This is a genomic window from Paenibacillus sp. TSM33, from assembly GCF_056099025.1.
On sequence record NZ_JBLZXB010000017.1, the window covers coordinates 55745 to 73389 of the forward strand.

The window sequence follows — 17645 nt, forward strand, 5'->3', positions numbered from 1 at the left end:
ATCAATTTTTATTTGGATGGGAGATTAGAGTGTATTTAATTTAATGCTCATTCGCCATAATCCCTTGGCTGAAACCATAGGATTATGGCGAGTGAGCGCACATTAATGAAAAAATAATAAATTCTAACCTTAGTCAGAGAAAGGTTTCGTGGTATGGTTTAATATTCAGCTGAAGGGACACCTTTTTTGCTAATCAAACGGTTTTTGGGCTCAGTGTGCAACAACTGCTCTACCTGTACATTTAATACAATTGCTATGGCATAGAGCGTATCGATATCCAGTGTAATATCTCCGGTTTCATATTTGGAAACCTGGAATCGTTAATGCGAATGAGTAAATTTCGTAATCTCCAGCATCTGGTCGGTCATATACAATGCCGAAAATTGAGAGTTAGACTGTACCGTTCTTTCCTAAAGGCACAGACTTTGCCCAAGTATCCGATGTGGCTTTGGAGCGTTCGCTTGATTTAATCAACCATTGCCCGAAAATGTATGGGGTGGAAAACCGCTCACGAATCTTTCACAAATCCCTTAATGGTTTTTTTTAATATCCTGCAAGTTTGCATTAGATAAAATTTCAGCATTCTCTCCGAAGAATGCGTTTCCTGCTTCGGTATCGCCATTAAAATAGTACATAAACCATGCGGTTACATATCCGTCTGCATAGTAAAGCATTTGCCCATGATCGGCATCATTTCTTCTTGCCATCACTTTTGTGATATTATTGGGGATGTCATTATAAAGTTTTTGCAGGCTTTCCAGAGGTGCAATCTGCTCATCTGTGTTGCCAGTGGAACCAATAATCATAGTTGGTGCTTTGATGAGCGTAGGATCAGATGTCCATTGCAGAGATTCGCTCATCACGGTCTTCGCGGAACTCAACATTACAGCAGCTTTATAGATGTCAGAATGCTTCTGATCTGTAATAGCGTTTATTACACCGATGCCGCCCTGTGAATGTCCGGTAATACCAATATGGTCGAGGTCTATCTTCTTATAAAAAACATTATCCCCACCATTGATTTTATCTTTGTATTCATTCAAAAGCTCAAGATACCGAACAGACATTTCAGCGGAAAACCCATTCCATGCATACTCTTCTTCTGTGGCAATTGTGATAAATCCCCAAGAGGCAAGATGTTTTTGCAGTGCCTGATATTTAGAGCCTGTGATCCCTGTTCCGTTGACAAATACAACAACGGGGAGCGATCTATTCATTTCGGATATATCCGCCGGATAAAAAATCTCATATTTCTTAAATGACATCATAGCGGCACTTTCAAAATAACTTACCTCGTGCTCACCCATAGCTATATACTTTGCTTCCAACTCGCCGCCTGTTTTGACTGTTTCCGTATAATTATTCGGAACGGAAGGATTATTTGCTAAGTAAATCAACAAAGCGGCAATCAGTACTGCAATGATAAAAATAATACAACCAGTAATTTTCAACATCTTTTTCATGCACGTATATCTCCTTAACTCTCAATAAATTATAAATTTAGCGGAGGTCTTGTGGATTGTCTGCCTTGTTTCCTTGAAGTAGTATACCTGATCTGAATAAACTGAAAATAAACTGATGTAAGCATAGACCGATTAGTTTAGTTATATATCTAAATAAAAAGCATATGTAGTTAACTTGAATAGGTAGCATAATGAAGTACGATTTCTCATTTCATATGGCAAAAAGACTCAAGAAGAGATAAACACGGGCGGAAAAGCCTGCTCAGACATATGTTGAAGCCGTATAACCTGAAAGAGATATTGTCTTGTTAAGCGTAATGAATTAGGAAATATTAAACTTCAAATTTAATTCATAAACCTGCTTTTTTGACGGTTATTTTAAGTTTTTCGTTTTCACTTTGGATAGTAGAGAAGAGAAGGTAGTTTTTAAAAATAGTACCTTTTAAAAATAGTACCTTCTCTAAATCTGTCACATTTTGTTGTCTCAAACAGAACAGCGGATCTAATCTGTCTTATTCACTCCCCATATATCGTTCCAGGTACTCATTCAACTTTTCTATATATTTTAAATATAGCTTATTGTCATTTTGCAGACCGTGCCCCGAATGAGGAAACTCGAAATAATCATGGGGAACATTGTTTTCTTCCAATGCGTTGATCAGATATTTTACTGTTCCGAACGGAGCGACCTTATCGTATTTTCCATAGGCAGCTAGCGTTGGTACAGAATTTTTATCAATCCACATAAACGGTGAAATATCTTTGACTGCTGTATCATAGCTTGCTTTTCCTATCATATCTGTTGTAATCGTGTTACCAGACATAACGCTGAATAAATTTGCTGCTGCCTCTGGATTCTGATCCAAACCGTAGGTAGCCCAGTCCTCTGGATAAAAGCTCGGTGGTCCTACCATCTCAAATACCATTTTTACAGGAATAGGAGAGGTGTCCGCATCACGGTAAGCATACAATAGCGCCAAAGTTCCACCTGCCGAGCCGCCGGATATCGCCATTCTATCGAGATTGTAGCCTAACTTTTCCGCTTCCGCTTTTACAACTGGAATACTTTTTTTGATTTCCTGTGACATAGTATATACACTGGCTTCGGGATTATTTTCATTAGGCAGCGTATAATTAATACCAGCGGCGACATAACCTTTTGAAGTAAGCCATCTCAGCATATTGGCGTCATCACTTTTGTCACCAGTTGAAAAACCTCCTGCATGGAGATATACGACAAGACCATAGCTTTTCTTTGTATTATCTGCTGGAACATAGAGATCAAATTTATTTTGCTCCTTATCGTCATAGACGATATCTGAATATACATGCCCAACGGTGTCATTCCAATGAACTTGCATCTCTCCAGACAGTGGATTGTATGTCATTTTGATGATTGCTGAAGTCGTGAACACAAGAATAAAAACACCAACATAAATAAATCCCCACAACATTTTTTTTCTGCCTTTTCTCTCATTTTTCATAAGAAGTTACCTCCAAACAGTGTACCGCCGAGCAAAAAATTCATAAATGCCCGCACCGCAAGACGGCCTAAAACGGCAGCTACGATGATAACTAAAATCAGAATAACCATGCGTTTTTGTGAAAGTGTCATCTCTTAATCTCCTTATCAATTTCTTCGTGATGTTACCCCTTGAGTTGTTTTATCCTAATGTTCAGACTTTTTTCCGTGCCGGAATTTGGGCCTTTTTACAACATACCGAACTATACGCTAGGAAGCTGATATCGATTGGTCACTTAATTGGCTCAACTACAATTTTAACAGGTGATCAGAGGTCCTTTGTTATCATATTTTCTCCTTTATCTAGAATACATCCGTTGTATGAACTCCATAAAATAGACGTATCATTTTTTGTGTAACAAATGTATCATTGGTTAAAATCTGAATCAATGAATCAATAGAAAATGATACAGAAAGGAAAAAATGTAACGTGGAAGATAAAAGATTGAAAAACACACATGTGAAGCTTCAAATTACAAAATCACTTCTTGATTTGTTGAAAATGAAAGAACTTAAGGCGATTTCAATCAGTGATCTTACCTCAACAGCACAAGTAAGTCGCGTTTCGTTTTACAGGAATTATGATGAAAAAGAAGATGTGCTGAAAGAATATCTTTATAAATTAATAGACAGTTGGTATAAGGAATATCAAGATAGTGGTGGTACATCGGAAGATGAACTTTTGGGGAGTTTGTTTGGACACTTTAGTAAAAATAGAGATTTTTATCTGCTTCTTAGCCAAAGGAAATTGTTCTATCTGCTGAAGGAAATACTCAAAGAACTATTCGGACCAAAACCAGAATATCCAAACTTCGGTGCTTATGTAGCAGCTTATTTTTCATATGGATTGTTCGGATGGATTGAAGAATGGTTTGCTAGAGGTATGCAGGAAACTTCAGAAGAGATGACTTTACTTCTGAAAAATCGTGATTTAAATAAAAATTAATCTCCTGAGGTTGTGGGCATTTGGACATTTTTCCAGAAGTGAATAATCCCATTTTCTCAATTTAGATGCTGAGAAAATGGGATTATTTCTAGGGTGAAGGAAGAATCACTTCAAAAGTTGTACCTGTGTCATCTGAGCTTGCAACCCGGATCGTCCCACCATGCAGTATAACAATCTTTTGCGCAATACTTAAACCCAATCCATTGCCCGGGGAGGCGTGAGAAGGATCTCCTTGATAGAATTTATCAAATATGTGTTTTTGCTGATAGGCATCAATCTCTGGACCGTTGTTGTGAATAGATATACTAACATGTTGAATCTTCGAATTCATATCGATTGTGATCTCGGAATTCGAAGTCGAATACTTAATGGCATTGTCCAGAAGATTGATCCAAACTTGACTAAGCATATCTTCATTTGCAGTAACCATCAGTTCAGACGAATCAAACTGAAAGCTTATATTTTTCGCCGACCATTTCGGCTCCAACAATACAATAACCGTTCGGATGTGTTCGGTTAAGTTAAAAGTCGTTTTCTCAGTGATGATGGCTTGGCTTTCGATCTTGGATAACTGAAGCACATTTGTGGCAAGTTCTGCCAAACGTTCCGATTCATTGATGATGATATCCAAATACTCATTGCGTTCCTCATCTGATAAGTTTTTTCTTTTCAAAACTTTCGCGTACCCTCGTAAGGAAACGATCGGTGTTTTAAATTCATGCGAAAAATTATTAATAAAATCGGACCGCAGCATTTCAAGACTACCGAGTTCTTCAGCCATGTGATTAAAACTTCTGTTCAACTTTCTTAACTCTTTTGGCCCCTTAAGGTGAATACGGACGGAAAAATTCCCTTTGGCCAGCTCTTCAGAAGCATGTATAACTTTTCGAATGGGAGAGAGCGGGATTCGGCTAAATATCAACGATGCAAGGATACTGACCAGAATACTCACTGTTACAAAATATGTAACAAGCACTAAGCCACCTCCTGAATTTGGATCTTCGGCTGGAGGGGAAGTGTAGAGTCCGATATACACGAAAAACACGACAATGACCAACGAAAGAAAAATGGATATGAGCAAAATAAACAACACAATGAACGTAAACATAAAAGTTAGTCCAAACCCACGTAAAGATCTCTCTCTGATAAAGTTTATTATCCTTCTACTCACTATGTTTTACCGCCTTATAGCCAATTCCTCGGATGGATATGATTTCAAATTCCGGATAATCGCCAAATCGCTTTCTTAAACGGTTGATGTGAACATTTAACGTGATATCACTTGTTTCAGAGTCCATGCCCCAAATTTCATCCATTAACTGAATACGGGTAAAAATTTTATCTGGGTACGACAGCAATTTGTACAATAAATAAAATTCCTTCTGCGGCAGTGTCTGCACTTCATTCTCTCTTGACACCGATAATTCATCGTATTGCAGCGTGATTTTTCCTATTTGAAGCTTCCGTTCATTCTGGATCTTGGCTCGCCGAAGCAAAGCCTTAATCCGAAGTAGCATTTCGTCTTCGTCCACAGGTTTGACCATGTAATCGTCTGTTCCTGCCATAAAGCCTTTACGTTTGTCTGCCGGTAAATGTTTGGCACTAACCATCAGAATAGGAATATCATTTTTGCTCTCGCGGATCGTTTGAGTCAACTCGAATCCATCCATTTGAGGCATCATGATATCAAGAACAATTAAATCAATATGCTGCTTGTCTAATAATTCTAATGCCACGATGCCATTCTCCGTCAAAAACACCTCGTATCCTGCAGACCCAATGATAGTTTTCATTAATTTGGCCGTATTTTTATCGTCTTCTACAACGAGAATTTGAAACATTCCCCTCAATCCTTTCCGTTACTCTTTAATAACTGAACTGGCATTCTATCACAATGTACTGCTTGAAGTGAACAACGAGCACGACGCTTTTGTTTATTTTCAGTTTATATACTCATGGTAATGTATGTCCAGCGAAGTACAATTCATCAAACCCCCGGATGTTCTGAATATCTAATATTTTCATTTGATTGTAAAATTAGGTGTTTGCCGGAGGCGCTGCTGAATATTCTGCTGGGCATCTACCCCGCTGCGGCAGGCCAGAATCGCAATGGTGAGATCCGCGAGCAGAACTGTACGGCCATTCCCGTAGGCACGGCCCTTGCCCAGAGCTGGAACCCGGCGGTTTGCCAGGAGTGCGGCGACATTGTGGGGGAGGAGATGAAACGGTTAGGCGTGCACCTGTGGCTGGCACCGGCGATGAACATCCATCGCAATCCACTCTGTGGTAGGAACTTTGAGTATTTCTCGGAGGATCCTCTTATCAGCGGCAAATTGGCGGTTGGCATCGTCTTGGGAGCCCAAAAACATCCGGGCTGCGGTGCCACGGTCAAGCATTTTGTCTGCAACAACCAGGAGACCAACCGCTTCAATTCCAATAGCGTGGTCAGCGAACGGGCAATGACATCATGATGCCTGGCGGCAGGAAAACCATGAAGATTTGATGAACGCTTTGAACAATGAGACGGCAGCCTATCCGCTGACCCGCGCAAATCTGGAGAAGTGTCTTCGAGAGAGGCGCAGAACCCTCTATGTTTGTTATAATGACATATTTTATATTGTTTCTTCTAAGACATTAAGGGGATGAATACTGAAGATAATGCCGTATTTGAAGGCAAAACGATTGCCAGATAATTTGTCGGTATATAATTATGCACCCGATGTTGTATAGTTTATTTCATGTTAGCTTAATGTTAGTAAAGGTGTAAAACAGCAGACATTAATTAATGGTGTTTGCTGTTTTTTTTATCAGCATGTTACATTTAATGCTTTATGTATCGTTTTGTCTTGGTTTATTGATTCAACTATTATCTGATGATACATTTGTTACACGAAAAAACTATCATCATACTCAGGAGGAAATAGTGAAAATATTAAAAAGGATATTGTTAGTTGTGTTTATCATAGTTATTGTAATTATTCTGGCAGTTATGGCGTTGTTTGCATTTCAGTCATACCGCTTTGATAATTATTATAAGTTTGTAAAGACTGATAAGCCAATAGAGGCACAATATACAGCTCTTGGACCAAATGAGGTTTCTTCTGTAGAATTCGATGCAGAAAATGATACCTATAAAAAATATGAAATTTGGTATCCGTCCGAAATGAAAGATCGTTCATCTGCATATCCTCTCGTTGTATTGGCAAACGGGACGGGAACCCCGGCATCAAAATATAAATCTGTTTTTAAACATCTTGCATCATGGGGGTTTATTGTTGTTGGCAATGAGGACTTGAATTCTCGAACGGGAGCTTCATCGTTTGCAAGCCTTGACTTTATGCTAAAGCTGAATGAGGATAGTGAGAGCGATTTTTATGGGAAAATTGATGTTGATAACATTGGGATCGGCGGACATTCGCAGGGAGGCGTGGGAACAATAAATGCCGTAACCAATCAGGAGAACGGTGATTTCTACAAAGCTATGTTTACGGCAAGCGCCACTTCAAGCTTCTGGGGACAGCAAAGCCAATTGGGAACCGATTGGAGTTACGACGTATCCAAGATCAAAATCCCTTACTTCATGGTTGCTGGTACGGGAGATTTTGATGCGGGAACTACAGAAGACATAACGGCTACAGAAGGGCAAGGAATTACTCCGCTTTGGTCACTTAATACGAATTATTCCAATATTCCCGATACGGTAACCAAAGTTATGGCTAGGCGCGTAAACACTGACCACAGCGATATGGTGAACCATGCAGACGGATATATGACAGCCTGGTTTATGTATTGGCTGAAAGGTGATGTACAAGCGGGTAACGCATTCTTTGGTGACGATGCAGAGTTACTTGAAAATGCGAACTGGCAGGATGTTATTAGAAGTCAATGAATTATTTTTATATACAATTACAACAATGTTATATACCTGATAAAGGACTGGATTCCAGTCCTTTTTTAGTTGAGTTGGAATTACTTCGTAAGATTGCTACAGAACAGAAATATTAAGTTAAAAATATCGTTTGTGTTTTATTTGGTTATAGGCATCATCATATCAGTTTATTTTCAGTTTATTCAGATCAGGTATATTACTTCAAGGAAAATAAGACACAAGACAGTAGACATCCTCAACAAATATCAAGGAGAATTCAATGAGAAAAATGATTAAAATAATAGGCATGTGTATATTGATATTCATTCTTTTGATCGTGGGACTGAGAATTAAAAATATGTTATTCCCTCCAAAAGTTGATAGCAGTGAACTAGATATTGATAAGATATTTGCACAACAGGCGCAATCCCAAGAAGGACTTCATCCTCTTGAAAATATTGAGCAGAGAACCATTGATATAAAATACATCAGCAAGGACAATATAGTGGACACCCGACAAATGAGGCTCTATATTCCGAAGGATGCGGAGCAGCCGATCCCCGTCATCTATATTCCTCACTATGAAATGACCGAGGATGCTGTGGAATTGCGCAAGTATCTAGCTGAAGGGTGGATGGTTGCTTCACCGACGAAATTTGATAATAAATACAACGGTCAGCTGACCGATGATGATCTGGTTTTCAATAATGCCGCCTTATATACGCTTCGTCATATGGAAGAAGTCGATCATCAAAGAATCGCCCTCGTTGGAGGCAGCGCAGGTGGATACACGACACTGATGCTTAACGCTTTGCAAATGGGGATTAATGCTTCGATCGCGAATTCACCGATTGCTAATGTGTACTTTAATTTTTATCAGTATTTTCCCGAGGGAAACCAATTGAACAACAACAAGATGGGCTGGGTTATGCTTAAAGGATTGTTTAAAATGATCACTGCGGAGATAACGGCGAAAGAAATGCTGAAAACGATGATGGACTTACCGATTCCGTTTCTAGGTATGGTATCTGGTATGTTTGAGCCGATCTTAGATAATTTTCCGGATAAAGAAGACATCGCAAGATGGGAAGCATTCTCCCCGGTTGCACTGGCAAATCATTTTAGTAGTCCTCTGGTCATCAATCATGTTACGTCTGATGTTTTGGTTCCAGTCGATCAGATTTCAAGACGATTCACCTATGAAGAAAACGGAAGTTCAATGCCGGAGGGGTTTTCGACAAGACTGAATAACAGCTATCCGGGAGTTCTCGGACATACTTTGGAAGAAGAACTGCCTTCAGACCTCACAAGAACAGTGCACATTATTATTACTGACCCGGATAAAGACAGCATACTTCCTTATGACAGTAAGAAACCGTTCAACCTGAACATTTACGACGATGGAACTGTAGAATCTTACGGGAGCCACCGAGCGACATCCGGAACAGGTGTAACCGATGATATTCCGTATCTCAGAGATATGCTCTCCCGTAGCTTGGCAGAAACAGAAATGCTGCTACCTGGAAAGCTTCTTCTGCTTTTGAATCGTTATCAGGGAGAGAGTATACAATTACCTGCTCATCAAGGAATTGATGATACTGTTTATGGCTCCCTTGTCATTTATCAGCAGGAAGTCGTAGAGGAATTAAATCAGTGGGCAGAAAACCATTCTATGAATGAATTGAATCATTTTATTCAGGGATCAATCACAGATATCGATGATACCGTGTTAAAGAACCAGTACACAGCCACATGGAAAGAGATAAAGGAAGAATCATCACGAATGTAAATTAGTTACTGCAGCATCTTGTTAAAAATTTAACAGGATGTTGCAAACTTGATTTATTTAGCTGGCTCTAAATGAAGGATGAGATGTGGATACACAGAAAAGGGCAGCAGAAACAATACATTAGCTATCCTGCCAATATGTGATTTTATTATTTGTAATCTGCGTTTATCGTTGTTTCTTTCCATTGTTCTATGCTGGCAAGCATGTTGTTAAATTTATAGGTTGCCGCATCATAGACTTGTTGACCAAGCAACAAACGAAGTGGAGGTTCCGTTGTTTCCACGACTTTAATAACCGCTTCAGCAGCCTTTACAGGATCTCCAGCTTCTTGACCAGCACCAAGTTGAATACCTTGCAGCATATGTCCGACAATAGATTCTTTAAGCTCAGGTATGCTTGTCTCAGTCTTGGCAGAAGAACGGCCACCCCAATCTGTACGAAAACTGCTTGGCTCCATTAAAGTCACATAAATATTAAAAGGAGCCAGTTCTTGCGCAATACTTTCGGAAATACCTTCAACGGCGTATTTTGTTGCGTGATAATACCCGAGAGTTGGGAAGGAAGTTAGACCGCCAATGGACGAGAAGTTTATAATGTGACCACTTTTTTGTGAGCGCATGTAGGGAAGTACAGCATTCTCCTGTTGAACATCCTGTGATAAGCCATACTTTTTGTTCTGACAAGGTAATCACTCCTTCAAGTTAATAATCATACTTTAAATCTTAAAGTTAACTTGAAGTCAACACTAATTTTGAATAATTAATATCAGCAGTCTATTTCATCTTTTTGTCTTTCTGCAGCTATAAATTGGGTTACTTCAACAGAGTTTGTTATATTTAATCGTGAGCGTGATACAGCCATTGCTTCTTTGATTTTGGGATCTGGATTGAGACTATCCGAAGTGGTTGGCGCTAACATTGAAGATGTAGACTTGACTGAAAATTTACTACGAGTAATCCGTAAAGGCGGTAAGGAGCAGTATGTTTACTTTAATGACCTTGCATTATATGACATCAAAGAATATATAAAAATTAGAGATCAAAGGTATAAACCCAGCTCAAAAGAGATAGCCTTATTTATAGCTGCTCCTGTAGGAAGAAAAGGAGGCACACGAAGACTTACTCAAAGATCCATAGAAAAGTTAATTCAAAAATATGCTAATCTTTATGGTAAAGTGATGTTTCAAAACTGAAGGATCAACTAGGTCATTTATCAGTACAGAAAACGATGATATACACACATTTATCAGATGACAATCTGAAGACAGCGGTTAATAAAATGGATTTAGATTTTTTTATGCAATAACTCTAAGTTCAATTGTAATTCAGTAGATGATTATTGAAGATAAAGTTATTGCATAAAGGATGGATGATATGATTTATGACACAACTTTATCTTCATTTTTACTTATGCAATAATCTTAAGTTCACTAATGCAATAAAGTTAACTTCAACGGACAACAGTTGCAGCAGAAAACTACATCTATGAGGTTCTCTTCAGACATATTCACAAAACCCGTATTTTGTACATATGTATAACATGAGCTTCAGAGATAAAAATGCCTTAACATAAACGTTTTTTTTAAAATTGACACAAAGTCCCTACCAAAAATTAAAAATCCCTTATAAAAAAAGGGATTTCTTGGTTGTTAATTTTATGTCATTCTACAGGAAACTTGTTTACTGAGGTTATAAGTGACTCAAAGTTCGCATAATCGTTTATGTCTTTTGTAACCTCGAATAAATTTATCTTTTTCATTTATATTTCAATCATTCCCAAGCATTATGGTGTATTAGATTATTTAGATTTCGACGTCTCTCCCAATTTACTTGCTCTAGGATTGGTTTTGTAGGATAAAAATCCGTATAACCTAATGAAACCAATGCAATAGGATCAATATGTGGTGGAATATTTAGTATTTCCCGTATGTCTGTTTTTTTGTAAAAACTCACCCATCCCATAGCTATTCCTTCTGCATAAGACGCCAACCACATATTTTGGATACAACAGGCTACGGATAGAATATCAGTTTCAGGAATAGAATTTCTCCCAATTACATGTCCGCCACCTCTTGTTGGATCACATGTAATACAGAGCGTTATAGGTGCTTCCCTTATACCCTCTAATTTTAACGAGAGAAATCTTTTCTTTTTTTCATCTTCATAGTGTATGGACAAGGCCTGTATTTCTTTATGACATGTATGCGCCAATCGTTCTTTAACTTCTTGAGAGTCAATTACAATAAAATCCCAAGGTTGCATAAAACCAACGGAAGGTGCATGATGACCAGCCATTAATATGTTGTTTAACTTATCTTTGGATATGGGTTTTCTATTAAATGATCGAATATCTCTCCTTTCAAAAATGGCTTTAAATATTCCTTTTCTCTCATAATCATTTAACAACTTAATTCCTCCCTTAAAACAAAAATCCCCAGAATGCGCCAGTCTCAGATTATTATGACATGGTTTCAGGTTCAAGTGTAACCATTATTGAATCAATCATTCATTCTTTGATATGCCTGAATCCCAATCTTCAAGCGCTGCAATCCATCAGTTAGTCGTTTTTTAGGGCAGGCGTAGTTCAATCGAATGAAACCGTGTCCATTGCCGCCATAAATGGAGCCCTTCGAGACATACAGTCCCGTTTCTTTCCTTATGAATTTACATAGTTGACTTACATTAGAAGTTATGTTCCGGCAATCGATCCAGGCCAAATAAGTCGCTTCCGAATGGATAATTTGGAGCTGCGGTAGTTCACTAGCCAAATAATGTTCGAGATATTGCTTGTTCGCCATGAGATATTCCAATAATGCTTGCAGCCAGGGTTCGCCTTCCGTAAAGGCAGAGATTGCTGCTTCAATCGCAAAAAAGTTAGGTTCGGCCACTTCATCGGTGTTAATGCCACGGTGTACAAGTTTTCGAATCTTCGAATTCGGCACGATAATACTTGAAGTTTGAATTCCCGCAAGATTGAAAGTTTTCGTCGGCGCCACACAGGTGATGCAATTTTGGGCGATCTCTTCCGATATGGAAGCGAATGGAACGTATTGGTTGCCTGGGTGTGTTAAATCGCAGTGAATTTCATCGCACAGAATAAGGACCTGATGCTTGACACAGAGCGTGCCGAGTTTCTCAAGAACTTGTTTGTCCCACACTTTGCCTATGGGGTTATGCGGATTGCAGAAAATCATAAGCGTTGTGTCAGGATCGGCTAGCTTTTTCTCCACATCGTCAAATTCGATCGAATATCGATTGTCTTTGTAAACTAACTCGCTTACGAGAACTTCTCGTTGATTGTTCTTTATGGAGTTGTAGAAAATGTTATAGACAGGCGCGAGCACTAGCACTTTGTCGCCGGCTTTGGTCATTTTGCGTACGATAGATGATATCGCCGGCACTACCCCCGTGCAAAACATTATCCATTCTTTTTGGATCTGATATTGATGTCTCTTTTCCCACCAATGGGCAACTGCATCATAATAAGTATCTGGTATCGAGGTATATCCATAAATACGATGGTCTAATCTCTTTTGCAGAGCATCGACTAAAGCAGGCGAAGTCTCAAAGTCCATATCCGCCACCCACATCGGCAGCTCTTCTGGTCCAACATCCCATTTATAAGAGTTAGTGGCCAAGCGTTTCGTCATTTTATCAAAATTAAAGGACAAATCGATCACCTGCTTTATCCAGCTCGTATCGGGTGTAGGCAGCGTTGATTTCTTCGTCATTGATGATGATTTCGCCGATATCCTTTGCTTTGATTTTCCCGGAGATTGGATTTTTCACGCTATTAATTGAGGTCTTGGTTTCCACCTCAATGGTTGAATATTCGAATGCCAAGTCGGTATTCAGAATCGTTCCGTTCTCGATTACGAGACGGTCCATGTAGCACATTCCCTGATTGCTTTCGATAGTGCAGTTGATAAAGGTGATGTTTTTCGAATTCCATCCTAAATATTCTCCGATAATCAATGAATCATAGACGGTGACATTCTCGCAATTCCAGAAGGCGTCCTTTGAAATAATCTTCGCATTGCGAATCTCCATATTCTTAGCCCCGTCGAATGCGTAGTTCCCCGCTAATGTGAAATCGTCGATAGTGATATTTGCACTATTCATTCCAAAGTAATCACCTTTTGCGGTCACATGATGCAAGTGAATATCTTCGCAATTCCATAAGGTTTCTTGCGCGTTGGGTAGATCGACATACCTCAGTCGGATTCCGCTCGAACGCCGAAATGTCTTTGGCGCCTCTATTACGCTGTCACTAATGACAATTTGATGTGTATACCATATTCCCGATCGGGCCATTTCAAGGAAAGTGCTACGATTAACACAAATATTATTGCAATACCACAAGGGATACTTCCATTTAAAAATGCTATTATCGATAGTAATATCGTTGCTTTCCTTTAGGGGGGACTCGCCATCTGCAAAAATGGAATTAGTGACCATGAGGTTCTTTCTCTTGAAAAGTGCTCGTTCTCCGGTAAGCATTTGTTGATCGATCGTTTGCATAATACTGTCTCCAATCGCTCAGTACTAGCTTCAAATTTTCTCTGACCCCATAATTCGCAGAATAGCAACAGAGGGTTTCAGATTTATTAGAAGCTTCTATAATAAACGGCAGCATTGACGGCTGCCGTTTATATGTGTTAATTCATTTACTATAGCTTAATATATTCTTCATCCAGTACGGGTTCTAACCAATCTGTTTGTCCTGGTGTAAGAGCTAAGTGAACAAACCAGCTATCCTTTGTAGCCCCATGCCAATGTTTAATGTTCGCTGGAATGTTTACCACATCGCCTGTTTTGAGTAATTGAGCTGGCCTTCCTTCTTCTTGATACCACCCCTCACCGCCAGTAACTAACAACACTTGCCCAGTATGATGAGAGTGCCAGTTATTACGGGCACCGGGAGCAAAGGTTACATTCCCAATTGCTGTATTGAGTGGTGCAGGATCGGTAAACACCATTTGTAAGTACGCGTCTCCGATAAAGTTTTTTTCGACTTTTTGACCCAATGGGAAGATTGTGCTATGGCTTAAGTGCTCGTTCTTCATTTTTCATCTCTACTTTCTTATATTTTTAACGTTATCCAACTTGAGCTGTTGGTCGAATGATCATCTCATTGATGCCCACATCCGATGGTTGTTCGATGGCAAAGGCAATGGCACGTGCGATGCTGTCTGCATCGATTGCTATCTTGTAAAAATCATCCAAGCCCGCTTTCGTTGCCGGATCGGTTGTCGTCTCCAGCAGTTCGCTGGTCACAGCCCCCGGCGAAATATTGGTCACACGAATATTTGTACCACTCATCGCTTCTTCTTGACGCAAGCCTTCAGAGATTGCTCTTACGGCATGTTTGGTACCACAATAAACTGTCCCGCCTGGGTAGATGTTGTGTCCAGCCACGGATGAAAGGTTAATAATATGACCTGATTTCCGTTCTCTCATAGATGGAAGGACTGCCCCGATTGCGTACAATACCCCTTTGATATTGACATCGATCATTCGGTCCCATTCATCAACCTTTTTTAAAGCAAGAAAAGCCTGCGGCATGATTCCAGCATTATTAACTAAAACATCGATTTTTCCAAACTCGTTAAGCGCATATGCAGCAAGATCTTCCATTTGTTGGTGTGAACTTACATCCGTCACTTTATACACAGCTTGTCCGCCGCTTTGTTCAATTTCATCTTGTAGTTTCTTTAACCGGTCTTCGCGGCGAGCGGCAAGAACCAATTTTGCACCTTTGGATGCCAGTTCTTTTGCAGCTGCTTCTCCAATACCGCTGGACGCCCCTGTAATAATAACTACTTTTTCTTGAATATTTGACATTTTAGATAAACACCCTTTCTTACCTTTAGGTATACTTTCATCTATAAAAAAATCTATTTTCTCGCTTAATTTCCCCTGCTATTCTGGAATGATTTCATTCACACAACTCAAAGCATTTAATGTTCTCGGAAAACCCATATAAGGAAGGCAATGAGTGATGGCCGTGATCATAATATCCTTGTCATTGCCTACATTCAGGTTGCCTTGCACATGTGCCTTGACTTGATTTTCACAACCGCCGAGACTACTCACGATACAGAGGGTCAGCAACTCCCGTGTTTTCAGATCAAGGCCTCCACGAGTGTAGAAGTCACCAAAACAGAAGGAAGAAAGATAGTCCTGTATATGCTTTTGATTGTATGGAACATTCCCCCTGTTCTTTTCAATGATATCGCCAAAGATCTCTACCTGCACTGCAAGACCTTTGTCTAACCGATTCTCTTCTTCAACCTGCTTTTGACTTTCGAGAGGTAACCCGATATTTCTGGATTGGAAAACCTCATTAATCTCCGCGATGGCATTTAGCGTTTTAGGGAATCCTAAATAAGGCGCACATTGGTAAATGGCCTCTTTGATTTCTACCGGTGTCAGCCCAACGTTCAGAGCAGCATGAGCATGTGCCTTGAGCTGAGGTAACGTTTGGTTCGTTCCAAGCACCACTAGAGTGATAAGCTCACGTTGTTTATCGTCCAACTTACCTTGATAAAAAACTTCCCCAAAAATAAAACGGCTTAGGATGTCCTGAAAATCAGGATCAGTAGCGTATGCCGCTGGCACTCCATCACCAAATAGCTGATTAAACGTTTCTTGGCTATTTTTAATTCGATTCATAACTATGCCTCCTGCTTGTTTTTTGCGGATGAATAAGACACGCCGAAAGAATGCCGATAATTGCGACGCGGTAACCTCTAATTTCCATCTGTGAAGCCGACAGGCTTAGCATATTTCTTTTTTGCTCTTTAGTTAATTTAGCTGCTTCAATTGTAATTACAGGCAAAGTTTATTCTCCTTTATTGTGAATTTATGTCTAATGACGTCGAGCTGACACAATAACTCATATGCATCTCTCTTATTAAAGAGACCGTGCGACTCCAATTTATATGAATTTAAAAATGACCAACGATTCGGTGCGGTACATATGGTTCTTCCAAAAACGCAATTTCTTCAGCTGTTAATTGAATAGATAAAGCAGCTTCTGCATCTTCGAGTTGGGATATTTTTGTCGCACCGACAACAGGAGCGGTTACCGGTTCTTTGTGCAGAAGCCACGCAAGTGCGATATGAACCCGGTGAACACCATGTTTTTCTGCCAAACTCGCAACCCGGTCTAGCACCAATTGATCCGCATCTGCTGTTGCATCATATTTTTGTTTTGCTATTTCATCAGTTTCGGCACGATGTGTTGTTGTCTCCCGCGCCAACCTTCCTCCTGCGAGCGGGCTATAAGGAATGACCCCGATTTTTTCTGCCTTACAAAGTGGGAGCATCTCTCGTTCCTCTTCGCGGTAAATGAGATTTAAATGATTCTGCATTGATACAAATCGGGTCCACCCATTTTTCTCAGCTATATGTAAAGCTTTCTGAAACTGCCATGCCCACATGGCAGAGGCTCCGATGTATCTCGCCTTACCAGCCTTGACTACATCGTGCAGTGCTTCCATCGTTTCTTCGATGGGCGTGTTGTAATCCCAACGGTGAATTTGATACAAATCGACGTAGTCGGTTCTCAATCTCTTAAGGCTTTTATCGATTTCGCTCATGATCGCCTTGCGGGAAAGCCCAGCTCCATTAGGTCCTTGATGCATTCGTCCATGTATTTTAGTCGCGATGACAATCTCATCACGGTTCGTATAATCCTTTAATGCACCTCCAATTATTTCCTCACTTGTCCCGTCAGCGTACACGTTTGCAGTATCAAAAAAATTGATTCCAAGCTCCAGAGCTTTTTTTATGATTGGACGAGCGCGTTCCCCATCAAGCACCCATCGATGATGACCTTTTTCTGCGTCTCCAAAGCCCATACAACCAAGACAAATCCGGGATACATCCAAGCCAGTATTTCCAAGTTTCGTATAATCCATTTCATGGTTCCTCCCTTTCTTATCCTTAAAAATTATATTGTCCTTGGCTTCGTGTGGTGCGATCTTGACTTGCCTCAGAACGGGTAGGCGTGCTGATCATTGAGTTTAGATAACTCCAAATAAAAAATGAACA

The 17645-nt window shown here is 39.8% G+C and carries 18 protein-coding genes and 2 pseudogenes; 5 read left to right on the forward strand and 15 right to left on the reverse strand.

What is annotated here, in order from left to right; genetic code table 11:
* Window positions 1-158: 158 nt before the first annotated feature.
* From ACN6NF_RS12150 to ACN6NF_RS12165, 4 genes and pseudogenes are all read right to left on the reverse strand, one after another.
* Window positions 159-302 (reverse strand): annotated as a pseudogene (locus ACN6NF_RS12150) (helix-turn-helix domain-containing protein); the annotation flags it as partial.
* 228 nt (window positions 303-530) lie between these two features.
* A complete protein-coding gene (locus ACN6NF_RS12155) occupies window positions 531-1463 on the reverse strand; it encodes a poly(ethylene terephthalate) hydrolase family protein (RefSeq protein ID WP_474317948.1) in 933 nt (310 codons plus the stop codon).
* A gap of 512 nt (window positions 1464-1975) precedes the next feature.
* Window positions 1976-2947, reverse strand: coding sequence for an alpha/beta hydrolase (locus ACN6NF_RS12160; protein WP_474317949.1), 972 nt, complete (start codon window positions 2945-2947; stop codon window positions 1976-1978).
* On the reverse strand, window positions 2944-3078 hold the full coding sequence (locus ACN6NF_RS12165) for a hypothetical protein (protein ID WP_016820903.1): 135 nt from the start codon (window positions 3076-3078) through the stop codon (window positions 2944-2946). The genes ACN6NF_RS12160 and ACN6NF_RS12165 overlap by 4 nt, the downstream gene beginning before the upstream one ends.
* Before the next feature lie 337 nt (window positions 3079-3415).
* On the opposite strand from ACN6NF_RS12165, the gene ACN6NF_RS12170 reads away from it, so the two are divergent.
* The gene (locus tag ACN6NF_RS12170; protein ID WP_016820902.1) at window positions 3416-3931 is read left to right on the forward strand and encodes a TetR/AcrR family transcriptional regulator; all 516 of its coding nucleotides are present in this window, start codon (window positions 3416-3418) and stop codon (window positions 3929-3931) included.
* Between the two features lie 88 nt (window positions 3932-4019).
* Here the strand turns inward: ACN6NF_RS12170 and ACN6NF_RS12175 are convergent, their stop codons facing one another.
* Both ACN6NF_RS12175 and ACN6NF_RS12180 read right to left on the reverse strand, forming a co-directional pair.
* A complete protein-coding gene (locus ACN6NF_RS12175; RefSeq protein ID WP_474317950.1) occupies window positions 4020-4907 on the reverse strand; it encodes a HAMP domain-containing sensor histidine kinase in 888 nt (295 codons plus the stop codon).
* Between the two features lie 187 nt (window positions 4908-5094).
* Window positions 5095-5772, reverse strand: a complete 678-nt coding sequence (locus ACN6NF_RS12180) for a response regulator transcription factor (protein ID WP_016820900.1) — start codon at window positions 5770-5772, stop codon at window positions 5095-5097.
* A 204-nt stretch (window positions 5773-5976) separates the two neighbouring features.
* Between ACN6NF_RS12180 and ACN6NF_RS12185 the strand changes: the two genes are divergently transcribed.
* The 3 genes from ACN6NF_RS12185 to ACN6NF_RS12195 all read left to right on the forward strand — a co-directional run bounded on the left by ACN6NF_RS12185 (window position 5977) and on the right by ACN6NF_RS12195 (window position 9588).
* Window positions 5977-6402 (forward strand): glycoside hydrolase family 3 N-terminal domain-containing protein, encoded by a 426-nt coding sequence (locus ACN6NF_RS12185; protein ID WP_474317951.1) that lies wholly within the window; start codon window positions 5977-5979, stop codon window positions 6400-6402.
* Between the two features lie 452 nt (window positions 6403-6854).
* A complete protein-coding gene (locus ACN6NF_RS12190) occupies window positions 6855-7820 on the forward strand; it encodes a poly(ethylene terephthalate) hydrolase family protein (RefSeq protein ID WP_474317952.1) in 966 nt (321 codons plus the stop codon).
* 259 nt (window positions 7821-8079) lie between these two features.
* Entirely contained in the window at window positions 8080-9588 is a 1509-nt protein-coding gene (locus ACN6NF_RS12195) for an alpha/beta hydrolase family protein (protein WP_474317953.1), read from the forward strand.
* A gap of 148 nt (window positions 9589-9736) precedes the next feature.
* On the opposite strand, the pseudogene ACN6NF_RS12200 reads toward ACN6NF_RS12195, so the two are convergent.
* A pseudogene (locus tag ACN6NF_RS12200) lies at window positions 9737-10213 on the reverse strand (SDR family NAD(P)-dependent oxidoreductase); the annotation flags it as partial.
* Between the two features lie 261 nt (window positions 10214-10474).
* Here ACN6NF_RS12200 and ACN6NF_RS12205 point away from each other — a divergent pair.
* Entirely contained in the window at window positions 10475-10780 is a 306-nt protein-coding gene (locus tag ACN6NF_RS12205; protein ID WP_474317954.1) for a tyrosine-type recombinase/integrase, read from the forward strand.
* A 577-nt stretch (window positions 10781-11357) separates the two neighbouring features.
* Here ACN6NF_RS12205 and bluB read toward each other — a convergent pair.
* The 8 genes from bluB to ACN6NF_RS12245 all read right to left on the reverse strand — a co-directional run bounded on the left by bluB (window position 11358) and on the right by ACN6NF_RS12245 (window position 17512).
* Window positions 11358-11993, reverse strand: a complete 636-nt coding sequence (bluB, locus tag ACN6NF_RS12210) for a 5,6-dimethylbenzimidazole synthase (RefSeq protein ID WP_474317955.1) — start codon at window positions 11991-11993, stop codon at window positions 11358-11360.
* 92 nt (window positions 11994-12085) lie between these two features.
* Window positions 12086-13318: a MalY/PatB family protein gene (locus tag ACN6NF_RS12215; RefSeq protein WP_474317956.1), complete on the reverse strand. Its 1233-nt coding sequence runs from the start codon at window positions 13316-13318 to the stop codon at window positions 12086-12088.
* Window positions 13248-14108, reverse strand: coding sequence for a DUF3737 family protein (locus ACN6NF_RS12220; RefSeq protein ID WP_474317957.1), 861 nt, complete (start codon window positions 14106-14108; stop codon window positions 13248-13250). Before ACN6NF_RS12220 ends, ACN6NF_RS12215 begins: the two co-directional genes overlap by 71 nt.
* 149 nt (window positions 14109-14257) lie before the next feature.
* Window positions 14258-14653: a cupin domain-containing protein gene (locus tag ACN6NF_RS12225; RefSeq protein WP_474317958.1), complete on the reverse strand. Its 396-nt coding sequence runs from the start codon at window positions 14651-14653 to the stop codon at window positions 14258-14260.
* Window positions 14654-14684: 31 nt separating this feature from the next.
* Window positions 14685-15431 carry an SDR family oxidoreductase gene (locus tag ACN6NF_RS12230; RefSeq protein WP_474317959.1) on the reverse strand — a complete coding sequence of 249 codons (747 nt, stop codon included), beginning with the start codon at window positions 15429-15431 and terminating at the stop codon, window positions 14685-14687.
* Window positions 15432-15509: 78 nt separating this feature from the next.
* Window positions 15510-16262 (reverse strand): carboxymuconolactone decarboxylase family protein, encoded by a 753-nt coding sequence (locus ACN6NF_RS12235; protein ID WP_474317960.1) that lies wholly within the window; start codon window positions 16260-16262, stop codon window positions 15510-15512.
* Window positions 16249-16428: a hypothetical protein gene (locus ACN6NF_RS12240; RefSeq protein WP_474317961.1), complete on the reverse strand. Its 180-nt coding sequence runs from the start codon at window positions 16426-16428 to the stop codon at window positions 16249-16251. Before ACN6NF_RS12240 ends, ACN6NF_RS12235 begins: the two co-directional genes overlap by 14 nt.
* 109 nt (window positions 16429-16537) lie before the next feature.
* Window positions 16538-17512 (reverse strand): aldo/keto reductase, encoded by a 975-nt coding sequence (locus ACN6NF_RS12245; protein ID WP_474317962.1) that lies wholly within the window; start codon window positions 17510-17512, stop codon window positions 16538-16540.
* Window positions 17513-17645 lie beyond the last annotated feature (133 nt).